This is a genomic window from Hydrocarboniphaga sp. FW305-C-57 (assembly GCF_058783045.1).
Window position 1 is genome coordinate 235,353 of sequence record NZ_JBYSYG010000002.1, and the last position, 14,034, is coordinate 249,386.

Annotated in this window: 16 protein-coding genes; 10 read left to right on the forward strand and 6 right to left on the reverse strand. The window is 65.2% G+C overall.

The window, feature by feature from the left end:
* The first annotated feature begins 59 nt into the window (after positions 1 to 59).
* From AC3WUM_RS05400 to AC3WUM_RS05425, 6 genes are all read left to right on the forward strand, one after another.
* Positions 60 to 347 (forward strand): hypothetical protein, encoded by a 288-nt coding sequence (locus AC3WUM_RS05400; RefSeq protein WP_492409175.1) that lies wholly within the window; start codon positions 60 to 62, stop codon positions 345 to 347.
* A gap of 72 nt (positions 348 to 419) precedes the next feature.
* Complete coding sequence (locus tag AC3WUM_RS05405) at positions 420 to 1,526, forward strand: Gfo/Idh/MocA family protein (RefSeq protein ID WP_492409176.1); 1,107 nt, start codon at positions 420 to 422, stop codon at positions 1,524 to 1,526.
* A complete protein-coding gene (locus tag AC3WUM_RS05410; protein WP_492409177.1) occupies positions 1,513 to 2,331 on the forward strand; it encodes a tyrosine-protein phosphatase in 819 nt (272 codons plus the stop codon). Before AC3WUM_RS05405 ends, AC3WUM_RS05410 begins: the two co-directional genes overlap by 14 nt.
* A 208-nt stretch (positions 2,332 to 2,539) precedes the next feature.
* Entirely contained in the window at positions 2,540 to 3,763 is a 1,224-nt protein-coding gene (locus AC3WUM_RS05415; protein WP_492409178.1) for a CaiB/BaiF CoA transferase family protein, read from the forward strand.
* Positions 3,764 to 3,788: 25 nt separating this feature from the next.
* The gene (locus AC3WUM_RS05420) at positions 3,789 to 4,079 is read left to right on the forward strand and encodes a hypothetical protein (protein ID WP_492409179.1); all 291 of its coding nucleotides are present in this window, start codon (positions 3,789 to 3,791) and stop codon (positions 4,077 to 4,079) included.
* Positions 4,080 to 4,093: 14 nt separating this feature from the next.
* Entirely contained in the window at positions 4,094 to 5,590 is a 1,497-nt protein-coding gene (locus AC3WUM_RS05425) for a class I adenylate-forming enzyme family protein (RefSeq protein ID WP_492409180.1), read from the forward strand.
* Between the two features lie 106 nt (positions 5,591 to 5,696).
* On the opposite strand, the gene AC3WUM_RS05430 is transcribed toward AC3WUM_RS05425, so the two are convergent.
* Positions 5,697 to 6,728, reverse strand: a complete 1,032-nt coding sequence (locus AC3WUM_RS05430) for an aldo/keto reductase (protein WP_492409181.1) — start codon at positions 6,726 to 6,728, stop codon at positions 5,697 to 5,699.
* Positions 6,729 to 6,866: 138 nt separating this feature from the next.
* Between AC3WUM_RS05430 and AC3WUM_RS05435 the strand changes: the two genes are divergently transcribed.
* Positions 6,867 to 7,427: an FAD-binding protein gene (locus tag AC3WUM_RS05435; protein WP_492409182.1), complete on the forward strand. Its 561-nt coding sequence runs from the start codon at positions 6,867 to 6,869 to the stop codon at positions 7,425 to 7,427.
* Positions 7,424 to 8,554 carry an FAD-binding protein gene (locus tag AC3WUM_RS05440; protein ID WP_492409183.1) on the forward strand — a complete coding sequence of 377 codons (1,131 nt, stop codon included), beginning with the start codon at positions 7,424 to 7,426 and terminating at the stop codon, positions 8,552 to 8,554. Before AC3WUM_RS05435 ends, AC3WUM_RS05440 begins: the two co-directional genes overlap by 4 nt.
* Here the strand turns inward: AC3WUM_RS05440 and AC3WUM_RS05445 are convergent.
* Positions 8,551 to 9,312: an SDR family NAD(P)-dependent oxidoreductase gene (locus AC3WUM_RS05445; RefSeq protein WP_492409184.1), complete on the reverse strand. Its 762-nt coding sequence runs from the start codon at positions 9,310 to 9,312 to the stop codon at positions 8,551 to 8,553. The two genes, AC3WUM_RS05440 and AC3WUM_RS05445, sit on opposite strands and share 4 nt — an antisense overlap.
* 201 nt (positions 9,313 to 9,513) lie before the next feature.
* On the opposite strand from AC3WUM_RS05445, the gene AC3WUM_RS05450 reads away from it, so the two are divergent.
* Positions 9,514 to 10,170 carry a TetR/AcrR family transcriptional regulator gene (locus AC3WUM_RS05450; RefSeq protein ID WP_492409185.1) on the forward strand — a complete coding sequence of 219 codons (657 nt, stop codon included), beginning with the start codon at positions 9,514 to 9,516 and terminating at the stop codon, positions 10,168 to 10,170.
* 118 nt (positions 10,171 to 10,288) lie between these two features.
* Here AC3WUM_RS05450 and AC3WUM_RS05455 read toward each other — a convergent pair whose 3' ends face one another.
* Together AC3WUM_RS05455 and AC3WUM_RS05460 are read right to left on the reverse strand one after the other, a co-directional pair.
* Positions 10,289 to 10,612 carry a 2Fe-2S iron-sulfur cluster-binding protein gene (locus AC3WUM_RS05455; RefSeq protein WP_492409553.1) on the reverse strand — a complete coding sequence of 108 codons (324 nt, stop codon included), beginning with the start codon at positions 10,610 to 10,612 and terminating at the stop codon, positions 10,289 to 10,291.
* A gap of 195 nt (positions 10,613 to 10,807) precedes the next feature.
* On the reverse strand, positions 10,808 to 11,677 hold the full coding sequence (locus tag AC3WUM_RS05460; protein ID WP_492409186.1) for a helix-turn-helix domain-containing protein: 870 nt from the start codon (positions 11,675 to 11,677) through the stop codon (positions 10,808 to 10,810).
* A gap of 228 nt (positions 11,678 to 11,905) precedes the next feature.
* Between AC3WUM_RS05460 and AC3WUM_RS05465 the strand changes: the two genes are divergently transcribed.
* Complete coding sequence (locus AC3WUM_RS05465; protein WP_492409187.1) at positions 11,906 to 12,337, forward strand: acyl-CoA thioesterase; 432 nt, start codon at positions 11,906 to 11,908, stop codon at positions 12,335 to 12,337.
* A 2-nt stretch (positions 12,338 to 12,339) separates the two neighbouring features.
* On the opposite strand, the gene AC3WUM_RS05470 is transcribed toward AC3WUM_RS05465, so the two are convergent.
* Both AC3WUM_RS05470 and AC3WUM_RS05475 read right to left on the reverse strand, forming a co-directional pair.
* On the reverse strand, positions 12,340 to 12,804 hold the full coding sequence (locus tag AC3WUM_RS05470) for a VOC family protein (protein WP_492409188.1): 465 nt from the start codon (positions 12,802 to 12,804) through the stop codon (positions 12,340 to 12,342).
* Positions 12,804 to 13,958 carry a sulfotransferase family protein gene (locus tag AC3WUM_RS05475; protein WP_492409189.1) on the reverse strand — a complete coding sequence of 385 codons (1,155 nt, stop codon included), beginning with the start codon at positions 13,956 to 13,958 and terminating at the stop codon, positions 12,804 to 12,806. The genes AC3WUM_RS05470 and AC3WUM_RS05475 overlap by 1 nt, the downstream gene beginning before the upstream one ends.
* Positions 13,959 to 14,034 lie beyond the last annotated feature (76 nt).

Genomic DNA, 14,034 nt, shown 5'->3' on the forward strand with positions numbered 1-14,034 from the left:
AACGTAGCTTATTATTCGGTTGCGGGGCCCCGTCTCGGCCCCAATTCCGGAGATACGAAGTGAAGAAGTCGCTGTTCGTGTTCGCGATGCTGGCTGTGATCGGCACCTCCGCCGTGGCGCAGGATGCCCCGTCGGCCTCGGCGGTTCAGGTTTCGGCAACCAAGGGCAAGATGCTGTTCGCCTCCAACGGCGGCCGCCTCGGCTCGGTGTATCGCGTCAAGACCGATGGTTCCGTGCAGCTGATCCTGGACGGCAAGATGAAGACGGTGCCGGTTGGCACGCTGTCGATGCAGGACGGCAAGCTCACCACGAGCCTTTCGAAGGCCGAGGTCATCTCGCTGCGTTAAGCGGCGAAAGCCGCAGCCGCTGCGGCACACAAAGGGCCCAACAAAATCCCCACTGGCCCAGGGAGGAGAACAGTGAAGACGCTGAAAGTCGGCATCATCAGCGCAAATTGGGGTGCCTTCGCACACCTGCCCGGATGGCGTGCCATTCCGGGGGTCGAAGTCGTGGGCATTTGCACTTCGCGCCGCGAAACAGCCGAAGCAGCAGCGGAACGTTTCCGCATCGAGCGTCCCTACTGGGACGCCGAGGCGATGGCGGCTGACCCCGACATCGACATCGTCGATTGCGGCACGCGCCCCAGCATTCGTCATTCGATGGTGCTGGCGGCGCTGCGCAACGGCAAGCATGTCTACAACGGCATTCCGTTCGCCGCGGATTTCTCATGCGCGCGCCAATTGCGCGACGCCTGGAAAGCCAGCGGCAGCGTGGCCGTGGTCGATGCTTTTTCGCAGTGGCTGCCGGCCCATCGGCTCGCCAAGGAGATGGTCGACGACGGCTTTCTGGGCCAGCCGTTCGGCGGCACCTGCATCTTCGACATCAGCCTGTTCAATCAGCTCAACCCGCAGTTTCCTTACAACTGGTTCTGGCAGGGCGGGCTCGGCGTTTCGGCGCTGCGCAATCTCGGCAGCCATGCGCTGCACATGCTCACGTTCCTGTTCGGGCCGATCGAAGAACTCGTCGCAGACGAGCGCCAGTTGCTCAAGGAATGGCGCTTCCCGGACGGCAAGCTCATCAAGCCCGAGACCTGCGATTTCGCCAATCTGCTGCTGCGCTTTCAGAGCGGACTGAGCCTGCAATTGCAGGTGTCGTGGAATGCGACGCTGACGCCGGGCTGGACGCTCGAAGCCTTCGGCAGCCAGGGGCGATTCGTCGCGCGTGCGCCGACCTTCCCGACCAGCCGCGACACCACGCTGCACGCCGGTACGCTCGGCGGCCGCTTCGAGCAGCTCGCGATTCCGGAGCGCCTGCTCAAAACACCGGAAGTCGGCCTCGACTCCGAATGCGAGCCCAATGCCTCGCATCCGATGGCCTTGTCGATGAACCGCATGGTCGAGGCGATTCGCGGCAATGGCGCGCCGGCACCCGATTTCGCCCAGGCGTTCGAGGTCGAGCGCGCGCTCGAAGCCGCCCGGATTTCGTCCGAACAGCAGCGCTGGGTGCGGCTCGATGAAATCGTCTGATTCCGCCGAACTGTCCACAGCGCTCGATGCCGCCCCGCCATGGGCGGCTCGCCCGCTGCCGCTGCAGGGCGCCCGCAATTTCCGCGATCTCGGCGGCTATCGCACGGCCGATGGGCGCAGCGTTCGCTGGGGCAAGCTTTACCGTTCGGGCAGCATGGCCGAGCTCACGCCGGCCGACTGCGACTACCTCGGCGGGCTCGGCATTCGCTTCGTCTGCGATCTGCGCACGACCGACGAACGCGCTGCCGCCCCGTGTGCCTGGACCGAAAGCGCCGGCACGATCCACTGGAGCCGCGACTACTTCACGAGCTTCGGCGATCTGCGCAACCTGCTGCGGGCCGATCTGCCGCCGACCGTCGCGGCCGTTCGGCAGGCCATGCAGACGGCCTACCGGCAGCTGCCGTTCGAACAGGCGCCCGCGTATCGCGAGCTGTTCAAGCGGCTCCATCAGGGCGAGTTGCCGATGATCTTCAACTGCACGGCCGGCAAGGACCGCACTGGCATCGCCGCCGCGCTGATCCTGAGCGCACTCGGCGTCGATCAGGAGCAGATCATCGAGGACTACGGCCTGACCAACCAGCTGCTCGATCCGCTGCGCCGCGCTGGCAGCCCGAACAAGCAAAGCCTGCTGAGCCGGTTGTCGCCCGAGATACTGCAGTCGGTCATGGGCACGCATCCCGATTACCTGCGCTCGGCGTTCGTGGCGATCGAGGAACGCCACGGCGAGCTCGATCGCTACCTGAGCGAGGTGCTCGGCATCGGCGCGAACGAGCTCGCCGGCATCCGCCGGGAGCTGCTCGAGTAGACCGGCGATGTCCGGTGGATCGCTGGCGGAGCGGAGCCGCAAGCGCTTGCCTGACGGTGCAACTCGCAGTGCCCGCACCGGGCAAAGCGAAGCCGTCACAGCGCCTTCTCGTGTCGCCGGATCAGACCCAAACCGGCTATGATCGGCCCCTAGCTGTACACAACAACGGTGTGCATTAACGGCACGCAGCAGTGGACGGAGAGAAGGTATGACGCAGGTGATGAAAGGCGTGCGGATTCTGGAGGTCGCTCAGTTCACCTTCGTGCCCGCTGCCGGCGCGATCCTCGCCGACTGGGGCGCGGACGTGATCAAGATCGAACACCCGGTGCGCGGAGACACGCAGCGTGGCTTCATCAACATGGGCGGCATTTCGGTCGATCCGAACCGCAATCCGCTCATGGAGCATCCGAATCGCGGCAAGCGCAGCGTCGGCATCGATGTGTCGACCAAGCAAGGGCAGGAACTGCTCTACGAAATCGCCAAGACCGCCGATGTCTTCCTGACCAACTATCTACCGTCGGTCCGGCAGAAGAACAAGTTCGACTTCGAGCACATTCGTGCGGCGAACCCGAAGATCATCTACGCGCGCGGCAGCGCCTACGGCGACAAGGGCCCGGAACGCGATGTCGGCGGTTTCGACGGCACCGCGTTCTGGTCGCGCAGTGGCGTCGGCCACGCGATGACGCCGCCCGAGCTCGAAGGTCCGCTGTCGCAGGGCATCATGGCCTTCGGCGATTCGATCGGCGGCATGTTCATCGCGGGCGGCATTTCGGCGGCGCTGTTCAATCGCGAGCGCACCGGCGAAGGCGTGGAGCTCGATGTCTCGCTGCTCAGCAGCGCCTGGTGGGCGTCCGGCGCCAACATCGCGCAGTTCCTCGAAGTGGGGCAGACCTCGCGCAATTCGATGCCGACTTCGGGCGGCTCGCTGCGCAACCCGCTGATGGGCAACTTCCGCACTTCCGACGGCGGCACGATCAACCTTTGCATGGTCAGCCCGACCGGCCTGATCCGCGACGCCTTCGCCCATTTCGGCATTCCGGAAGCGGCGGACGATGCGCGCTTCGCCGATGTGAAGAGCCTCTTCGCCAACGCGGGCGCGGCGAGCGACCTGATCGTCAAGGCGATCGGCAGCAAGCCGTTCGAATACTGGCGTCAGCATCTCAAGACGATGAAGGGCCAGTGGGCGCCGATCCAAAGCCTCGGCGACTTGACCACCGACGAGCAGGCCGTCGCCAACGACATGCTGGTGACGCTCGAAGGCGACGACGGCAAGCCGTTCCAGGTCGTGCGCGGCCCCGTGCAGTTCAATCACGAGCCGCTCAAGACCACGCGCGCGCCGCAGGCTTCGGAACACACCGAGACCTTCCTGATGGAACTGGGCCTCGAGTGGGATCGCATCGAAAGCCTGAAGGCCGCAGGCGCCATCGCCTGAGACCACACACTAGCCAGAGAAACCAATGAAAGCCGGAAGCAAACTCAAGAGCTCGGTGTGCGACACCGAGGTGATGGTCATCAAGGCAGCCGATGTCGCCGTCGCATGCGGCGGCGCGCCGATGGGCGAGGACAAGCCGGCCACCAAGGGGGCGATCGATCCGTCGTTCGCCGAAGGCACCAAGATGGGCAAGCGCTACGTCAACGCCGCCGGCACGCTCGAACTGCTCTGCATCAAAGCCGGACAGGGCTCGCTGTCCGTCGACGGCACCGCGCTGACGCTCAAGGACGCCAAGCCCCTGCCCTCGTCCGATTGAGTAGAAGCAACCCGATGAACATCTCGCTGATTCTGCAAATGGCCGCCGATGCCGAGCCCGATCGCATCGGCCTGGTCTGCGACGGCAAGCGCTGGTCCTACGGCGCGCTGTTGAACGCCGCACGCGGCGCGGCCGAGGCCATCGCCGCCTCCGGCTGCACGCACGTCGGCCTGCTCGACGAAAGCAGCGAGGCCGCGACCATCGCCCTGTTCGGCGCCGCGCTCGCGGGCGTGCCTTACGTGCCGCTCAACTATCGCCTGGCCGACGCCGATCTCGGTGCGCTGCTCAAGCGCATCGCGCCGGCTTACCTGATCGGTGACGTCGATCGCGTGCAGCGGCTCGATGCGGACAGCGGACATCAGACTTTTGCCCGTGCCGACTTCGTCGCCAAGGCCGAACAGCTCGGCGCCGGCGCATCGGGCGAAGAACGCGAAGGCGAAGGCATCGCCGCGCAGATCTTCACGAGCGGCACCACGGCCGCGCCGAAGGCCGCGCTGCTGCGCCACGCGAATCTGCTCTCGTACATTCTCGGTACCGTCGAATTCGCCTCCGCGAGCGAGGACGAAGCCGCGCTCGTCTGCGTGCCTCCGTACCACATCGCCGGCATCGCGGCGCTGCTGTCGTCGATCTATGCGATGCGCCGCATCGTGCTGCTGCCGGCCTTCGAACCCGATGCCTGGTTGCAGCTCGCAGCCAGCGAGCGCGCGACGAATGCCTTCGTCGTGCCGACCATGCTCTCGCGCATCATCCTGCGCATGGACGCCGGCAACAAACCCGATTTGTCCTCGCTGCAGGCGATCGCCTACGGCGGCGGACGCATGCCGCTCGAACTGATCGAGCGCGCACTCGTGCTGTTTCCCGAAACCGGTTTCACCAACGCCTACGGTCTCACCGAAACGAGCTCGACGATCGCGCTGCTCGGGCCCGAAGATCATCGCATCGCGTTCTCGTCTTCCGATCCGGTCGTGCGTGCGCGTCTGGGCTCGGTCGGACGCCCGTTGCCGACGGTCGAAATCGAAATTCGTGACGAAGACGGCAAGGTGCTCGCGCCGGGCCAACGCGGCGAAATCTACGTGCGCGGCGAGCAGGTTTCCGGCGAGTACCGCGGCCGTAGCGCGCTCGACGCGGCGGGCTGGTTCCCGACACGCGACGCCGGCTACATCGACGAGGAGGGCTTCCTGTTCCTCGCGGGCCGAGCCGATGACGTCATCGTTCGCGGCGGCGAGAACATCTCGCCCGGCGAAATCGAGGACGTGCTCATGACACACCCGGCGCTCGCCGAAGCCGCAGCGGTCGCCGTACCTTCGACCGAATGGGGCGAGGCGGTCGGCATCGCGGTCGTTGCGCGTCCCGGGCATACGGCGCCGAGCGAGGACGAACTCAAGGCACTGATCCGCGATCGCCTGCGCTCTTCGCGCGTGCCCGAACGCATCGCGGTTCTGGACGCCCTGCCCTACAACGAAATGGGCAAGCTGCTGCGGCGCGAAGTGCGCGCCCTGTTTCGCGGCTGAGTTGCCCGCCGAACTCCGCGAACAGACCGCGGCAGGCTACAGGCGAGTGAGCGCCCCGCGAATCGGGACCGCTCATTCGCCTTTCGCACGGACCTGAGGCAGGCGCTCAACGATACTGCTCGCGCGCCTTGCGCCCGTTGGCGACGATGCTCATGCCGTAGTCGGGCTTGATCGTACTCAACAGGTCGAGCCGCTCGATCTCCGCAGCCGACAACTGCAATCCGCTCGCCTTGAGATTGGCCTTCACCTGCTCGGGCCGCGTCGATCCGAAGATCACGCTGGCCGTCGCCGGTTCGCGCAGCAAAAACGCCAGCGCGATCTCGGCCGGCGTCACCGCATGTGCAGCCGCGATCTCGCGCATCGCATCGACGATGTCGTGCACCTTGTCGTGATCGAGCAGCGGCGACACTTTGCCTCCATGCCGACCGGGCTGATCGGACGAATGATCGCGCTGATACTTTCCGCTCAGCACGCCACCGAGCAACGGCGCCCAGGCCAGGACACCGACGCCTTCGGATCGCGCGAGCGGCAACAGCTCGCGCTCGAGCTCGCGCGTCGCGATCGACCACTGGCTTTCGACCGCATCGAAGCGCGCCCAGGCGTTTCGCTCCGAGATGCCGAGCGCCTTCATGAGCTCCCAGGCCGCGAAATTCGAGCAGCCGATGTAGCGCACCTTGCCGCTGCGCACGAGATCGTCGAGCGCGCGCAGACTTTCGTCGATCGGCGTGGCCGGATCGAAGGTATGCAGCAGATACAAGTCGATATAGTCGGTGCCGAGGCGCACGAGGCTTTGCTCGCAGGCGCGCAGCAGGTTCGCGCGCGACGTGCCGCCGCCATTGGGGCCGATGCCGGTCTGCATGCCGGCCTTGGTGCAGATCACCATGCTCGAGCGATCGAGCCGAAGATCGCGCAAGGCACGTCCGACATGCATCTCGGATTGTCCTTCGGTATAGCCGTCCGCGGTGTCGATGAAGTTGACACCGCCTTCGATGGCCGCCGCGACGACGGCGTTTACTGCGTTCTGGTCGAGCCCGCCGAGCGCCTTCCAGAAGTTGAGATCGGCGCCGCCGAACATGTTGGTTCCGAGACACAGCTCCGACACGAGCAGCCCGGAGCGACCCAGCTTGCGGTAACGCATACATCCTCCTCGATCGTTCGTCCACGCCTCTCGTGGGCGCGGTTCATGTGTGCGTGAAAAGCCTGCGTCGCAGCGACGTCTGCCACATCTATACAATAGACACAAGTGTTTAATAATAAAATCAGCGAGGAGAACGGCATGGCGGATTTCGACGAGACACGCGACTTCGTCGTCGTGGGATCGGGTGGCGGATCGATGTGCGCCGGGCTGGTCATGCGCTCGGCGAGAAAGTCCGTGCTGATTCTCGAGAAGACCGCCGAGATCGGCGGCACGACCGCGCGCTCGGGCGGGGTGATGTGGATTCCGAACAATCCGATCATGAAGCGAGCCGGCGTCGACGACAGCACCGAACTCGCCGACACCTATCTCGACAGCCTGCTCGACGGCTCGCCCGACACATCCGACATGCCGGGCGCTTCGCAGGCGCGAAGGCGCGCTTACGTGCGCCAGGCTCCGCGCATGATCGAATTCCTGCTCGCGCAAGGCATCAAGCTCACGCGTGTACGCGAATGGCCGGACTACTACGACGAGCTCGCCGGCGGATCGCAACCCGGGCGCACGGTCGTCGCCGAGCTGTTCGACATCAACGAACTCGGCGACTGGAAATCCAGGCTCAGGCCGAGCTTCATCGTCGCCCCGCTGCCGGCGACGCTCGAAGAAATGTGGAGTTGCCGGCCTACAAACGTTCCTGGTCCGTGAAAGCGCTGATGCTCAAGCTGATGCTGCGCCTGCTGATCGCCAAGCTCACGGGCAAGCGATGGGTCGCGGGCGGCGCCGCCTTGCAAGGCCGTATGCTGAAGGCCGCGCTGCGCGCGGGCGTAGAGCTTCGCACCGATGCGCCGGTGTCCGAGCTCATCGTCGAAGACGGCGCGGTCAAGGGCGTGGTGAGCCTGCGCAACGGCAAGCCCTGGCGCATCGAGGCCAGGCTCGGCGTGCTCGTCAATGCGGGCGGCTTCGCGCGCAACCAGGCCCTGCGCGACCGCTACGCGCCGGGCACCTCGGTGAAGTGGTCGATGGCCGCGCCGGGCGACACCGGCGAGATGATCACCGAGATGATGCGCATCGGCGCGGCGGTCGCGCAGATGGAAGAACGCGTCGGCAACCAGATCACGCTACCTCCGGGTGCCGAAGACAGCGAGGCCAAGCCGACCGTGCAGGCGATGACCGCCGCTCCGCATTGCATCCTCGTCGATCGCAGCGGCCTGCGTTACATGAACGAAGGCGGCTCCTACATGGCCTACGCCAAGGCCATGCTCGAACGCGACAAGACCACGCCAGCAGTGCCGAGCTGGGCGATCTTCGACAGCCAGTACATCAGCAAGTACATGCTCGCGGGCACCATGCCGGGCAGTCGAAAACCGCAGTCCTGGTACGACTCGGGCTATCTCAAGAAGGCCGGCAGCGTCGCCGAGCTCGCAGAGCTGATCGAGGTCGACCCGGCGACGCTCGAGGCCACCGTCACGCGCTTCAATGGCTTCGTGCGCAAGGACCGCGATGAGGATTTTCATCGTGGCGAGCGCGCCTACGATCGCTGGCTCGGCGACTGGCTGCATACACCGTCGGCCTCGCTCGGCAGCATCGATCGCGCACCGTACTACGCGATACCGGTTTATCCGGGCGACGTCGGCACGTATGGCGGCGTGGTCACCGATGCGCAGGCGCGCGTGCTGCGCGCCAACGGATCGATCATCGAAGGCCTCTATGCGACGGGCGTCTCGACCGCCTCGGTGATGGGAGGCAAGTATCCGGGCGCCGGCGCGAGCGTCGGTCCCTCATTCACCTGGGGCTATGTCGCCGCGCGGCACGCGGCTGGGCTCAGCGACTAGCCGCGCCAGCCACGCATGCGATTGCCCGCATCGCAGCTGATGATCTCGGAGGTGATGAAGCGCGCATCGTCGGAGGCGAGAAACAGCCCGAGCTTGGCGATGTCTTCGGCGAGGCCGTGCAGCTTGAGCATCTGCTGGCCCTGCACGCGCGCATAGGTTTCAGCGGAAAGGCCCTGCTTGCTGGCCGGTGTTTCCAGGATGCCCGGCGCGATTCCGTTGACCCGGATGCCGTCGGACGAGAACGCCGTCGCCATGCCGTAGGTCATCGAAGCCAGCGCGGCCTTGGTCACGCCGTAGGCGGTCGCCGGCATGTAGCTCGCCATCGAGGTGATGTTGATGATCGAGCCCTTCGCCGCAGCTAGCGAGGGACGTAGCGCCTGCCCGAGCAACAACGGAGCCACGGTATTGACCGCGAAATAGTGCAGCCACTTCTGCTGGCTCAGCTGCGTAAAGCCCGTCGACACTTCGCCGTAAGCGAGCCCCGCGTTGTTGACGAGCACATCGAGCCGCGGATGCTCACCGCAAAGCCGGGCGGCGACGCTCTGGATCTGCGCCTCGTCGGCGAGATCGAGCCGATGCACCGAACACTCGCTGCCGCGGCCACGCAGTTGCTCGGCGGTCTGCTGCAGGCCCGTCTCGTCGATGTCGATCAAAATCAGGCGAGCCCCTTCGGCCGCGAAATGCTCGGCGAAGCTGCGGCCGAGCCCGGCGGCCCCGCCCGTCACCAGTACCAGACGCCCCTCGAAACGCTTGCTCATGCTGTCTCCTAGTGTCGGTGCGTCGATCCTGCCTCTCGCGCCCTATCGATGTTCGCCAGCTTGCTCTGTGCGCGCAATCGTTTTTGATTGCGAACATCGGCCGCAGTATCGGAGTGCAGCCGCAATGCCGGCTCGACCCGCAGGGGGTGAATCCGCGCGTGCATCCACTACAATCGGCTGACACCAATTCTGTCCGCCCGCATGAACCCGCCGAAGTCCCCTGCCGCCCCGTCCAGGACCAAGAGCCGCGTCGCGACGCCGAAGCCCAAGCGCGGCTATGAGAGCCCGCTGCGAAAACAGCGCGCGAACGAGACGCGCGAGCGCATCGTCGCCGCGGGGGCCGAGCTCGTGCGTGGCTTCGCCGCCTGGGATTGGCGCGGCCTGACGTTTCGCGCGGTCGGCGAGCGTGCGGGCATCAGCGAGCGCACCGTCCATCGGCACTTCTCGAACGAGCGCAAGCTGCACGATGCGGTCGTCGAATGCCTGCTCAAGGAATCGGGCGTCATGCTCGACAACATGCGGCTGAGCGACTTCGGTGCGGCCACGCGCAGGCAGTTCGGCTATCTGTCCTCGTTCGCGGTCACACCCGAAACCGTGATCGATCCGAGCTTCGCGGCAATCGACCAGCATCGGCGTGACGCGGTCTGCGCGGCCGTGCAGCAGGCGGCGCCCGATTGGAGCGAGGAGGAGCGCAACATCACCGCCTCGATCCTCGACATCTTCTGGCACGTCGCGACCTACGAGCGCCTGCTCACGGCCTGGCAGCAGCCGCCCGAACTCGCACTGCGCACCGTCAGCTGGGGCATCAAGCTCATCGAGGAAGCGGTTCGGCAGGGCCGGCGCCCGAGCGAGACCTGAAAAGCCGATAAAAGAGCCGGGGCGAACCCCGGCTTGCAATGCGGTCGCCGAAGAGAGAGTCCGATGACCGCTCGTTGCGCGGCACAGCGCAACGACTACCGAAACAATCGCCCACAGATCAGAACTGGCTGACGGGCAAGCTCACGATCAGACCGTCGTTCTCCGGAGTCACACGAATCTGGCAGGTCAGGCGGCTGTTGGCCTGCACGTGCAAGGCTCCGTCGAGCAGCGTCTCTTCCATTTCGTCCTTGGGCGCGATGGAATTGGCCGCCGCGTTCACCTCGATATAACCATGGCAGGTGGCGCAGCTGCAGGCGCCGCCGCAGTCGCCGATGATGCCGGGCACCATGTTGTCGATCGCGGCCTGCATGAGCGTGGAGCCGACCGTGGCCTCGACGACGTGCGAGGTTCCATTGTGTTCGATGAAGGTGATCCTGGGCACGATCTTCTCTGCGTCGGTTGCGGATGTCGCCGGCTCTTTACTGGTCGACATCGGTGTTCATTTAATTGGCGTCACGAGTATGACTTCAAATTGAAGTCAGGATCAAGCCACCCATTCGGGTTCGACGCGAGCGGCCACCGCGGCCGACCGCAGCCTGGTCCACCGTTCCGTGAAAAGAACGCGCCGGCAAGGCGCTCAGGCGCTAGCTGCAAGCGGCGTCTCGGCCGGAACGCGCTGCCGGTATTCGCGCGGAGTGACGCCGGTGGCCTGGCGGAACGCGAAGCAGAAGCTCGAAGGAGACGAAAAGCCCAGCGAGTACGCAACGGCTTTCACGCTGTCGTCGCAGAGCAGCATACGCTTGGCGTGATCGATGCGCGCATTGGCAACGTAGTGGCCGATCGAGCAGCCCCGGCTCGCGCGAAAACCGCGCGTGAGCTGGCGAACCGACAGCTTGCACAGGCTGGCCAGCTCGGTCAGTGTCGGCGCCTCGCGCACTTCGCGCAGTCGCTCGTCGATCAGGCGTAGGCGCCAGCCCGACAGTCCGCCGTTGGTCTGGACCTCCTGCACGCGCCCGCAGTAACGCGTCAACTCGATACCGATCTGCGAAACGATGAGTTCCACGAGCATCTCGCTCGCGAAGCCCGGATGCCGCGTTTCGTGCGCGAGCCGAAGCAGCAATCCACGCACGTTCGCATCGCGCACGTCGAGACTCGCCTCGAGTCGCCGATCGGTCCACTGCAGTTCGTCCGGAATCGCCTCTTTCTTGATGTGGCACAGGATCGACGTCTGCGAGGTCACGCCGTCGCTGCAGGCTTGCATGGTTTCGTGCGGCGGCAGCACGTACACCTTGCCGAGCCGCTCGTAGCGGTGCGGGCTCCAGTGCGTGTGATAACAGGCGCGGGCATTGCTCGGCCGCGGCGTCAGCGACAGATCGACCCGGTAATCGTCGGTCGTTCGCAAGGTGCCGGCGGCGGGCCCGAACACGTCGAAGCGAACGATCTGCGCCGTCGCCATGGGCACCCGAATCTCGGCATCGATCGACATCTCGGCGGACTGCTGTCCCATGACCGTTCTCTCCTCGTGCTCGACCGGTCTCGAGGCCGGCCTGTAGGGTCATGATAGCCTGCTCGATGCGTCAAAGCTGCGGCTTCGAAGCACCAGCCGACATGCGGACCAAAGCCGCCGTTCGACAGCGCTGTTCATTTTCGAATTCGCCGGTGTCCCTCGTGGCGAACCGTGGTTCCGAGCTGGGTTACAGTGCGAAACCTGCCCTCACCAACAGTACCCATCCACATGCGGATCGACCGTGCGCGACTGAACCGCGCCGCATTCCCCTACAGCTGCCAGATCGAAACCCGTTTCTCGGACCTCGACATTCTCGGCCACGTCAACAACGTCGCCGCCTCCGCTCTGCTACAGGAGGGACGCAACCGCTTTCATCATCACTGCGGCGTCCTGAGAATCGAAGACAAGCAGGTGGTGGTCGCCTCCACCCTGATCGAATACGCGGACGACCTGTTCCACCCGGATCCGGTCGAAGTCTGCACCGGCGTCATCGAGATCGGGCGCTCGTCGATGCGCCTCGGACAGATCGGCTTGCAGAAAGGCGCAATCGGAATCTACGCCGAGGTAGTGCTGGTGGCGCGCAACGACCAGGGACCAACCCCGCTGCCGCAAGTCTGGCGCGATCGCCTCGAGACGATGCGCCTGCTTGCGGCCGGCTGAGCTCAGCGACCGCCGAGCGCTTTCCAGACTTCGGGCGGAGCCCAGACGAACTCGAGATAGTGCCCGAGCGTGTCGCGCGCGTCGGCATAGATGAACTTGAGCCCGCTGGACGAGTTGCCGCGATAGACGATGGGCAGACCTTGCCGCTCGACTTCGGCGAGCGTGGCTTCCCAATCCTGCGTGCGCATGCAGATGTGGTGGAAACGCAGCCCGCCTAGCGCGGGAACGGCCTCGCGATAGAGCTCGACCGGCCCCGACACGGGCTCGATGAGTTCGTACTGCAGATTGCCGATCCAGATGAAGGCGATCCTGTTCACCGCGATGGCGGTGCCGGCCGGCGTCGTCACCTCGGTCTCGGCCGTGAAATACCGCTCATCCTGCACGCCATAGCGCTCGCGGAAAATGGCGAGCGCCTCTTCGATATCACGCGTGACGTAGGCGTTCTGGTAGTGGCCCTGTAGCAGCATCAGCCTTCCGCCTCGACCTCGTACCGCGACAGGTAGCGCTCGAACTTGCCGCGCAGCAGTTCGGGCGTCAGTCCGTATTGCGCGAGCTTGTATTCATGCCGACCGAACTTGTCCTGCGGGTTGTCGTCGAGCCAGTTCGTCATGCTCGCCTCGGCCTCGTTCGTGTAATCGTCGCCGAGCGCCTGGTAGAGCTTGCGCATGGTTTCGACCGGCTGACGCATCAGGTCGCCGTAGTGCACGTCGATGACGCGGTCTTCGCCGAACTTGTCGCGGAAGTCCATGATGCGTTCGGCATGCTCGACGGCCTGGTACGAGCAGTTCTCGCCGAGCCACTTGGCGTCGACCCGTCCCATGAACGCATTGTGCGAAAGCGACAGCAGGCTGCAGAACGAGCCCGTCGCCGTCAGTGGATCTCGATGCGTCCACACCAGGCGCGCGTCCGGATACACCTTCAGCAGCGTTTCGATCCATAGCGCATGCGAGGGCTGCTTGAGGTTCCAGACGCCCGGCGCGTCGGCCTGCAGCAGCTGCAGGAAGCGCTTGTGATACTCGTAGGTCGAACTCAGGTCGGCCTGCCCAAACAGCCAGTCGCGATAGTTCGGCAGCACGCCGCGCGATTCCCACATCAGGGCCTTGAAATCGGCGTTGATGAAGAACATGCATTCGTTCGGATAGATCGCCGAGCTTCGGTAGTACTTGCCCATCTCGGGGCGGGCCGCGAGCATCGCCTTCTCCTGCTGCAGGCGGGCCTGCGCGCGCGGATCGCTGTACAGCGTCGCTGAAGTCGGCGGCGGAACCGGGTCGTCGATCTCCCAGGTCAACGGAGAGCGGCGCTGCGGATCGGCGGCCAGCAGGTTGCTGAGCAGCGTCGTTCCCGTACGCGGCACCCCGAATACGAACACGGGGCGCTCGATCGGGCGCTTGAGCAGTTCCGGGCGTTGCTTGAGATAGGCGTTCACCTTGAGACGCGTCGCCAGCGCCGCGACGACGCTGCCGGCCAGACGCTGATGGCCCTGCTCCGTATAGCCGCACTGGTTGACGTCGCTCAGTAAAATTTCGAGCCCTTCGCGAAAGCTTTCGCTGTCGAAATGCTCGAGCCGGGTGGCCTTGCGGGCCTGCTCGATCAAGTCGTCCGCAACCAGTTTCTGCGCCATGGTTTTTCTCCTGCGATCGCCGAGCTGTTGCGATCGGCTCATCGATTCATCTTCGGCGGCGGCATCCGGAGCCGCA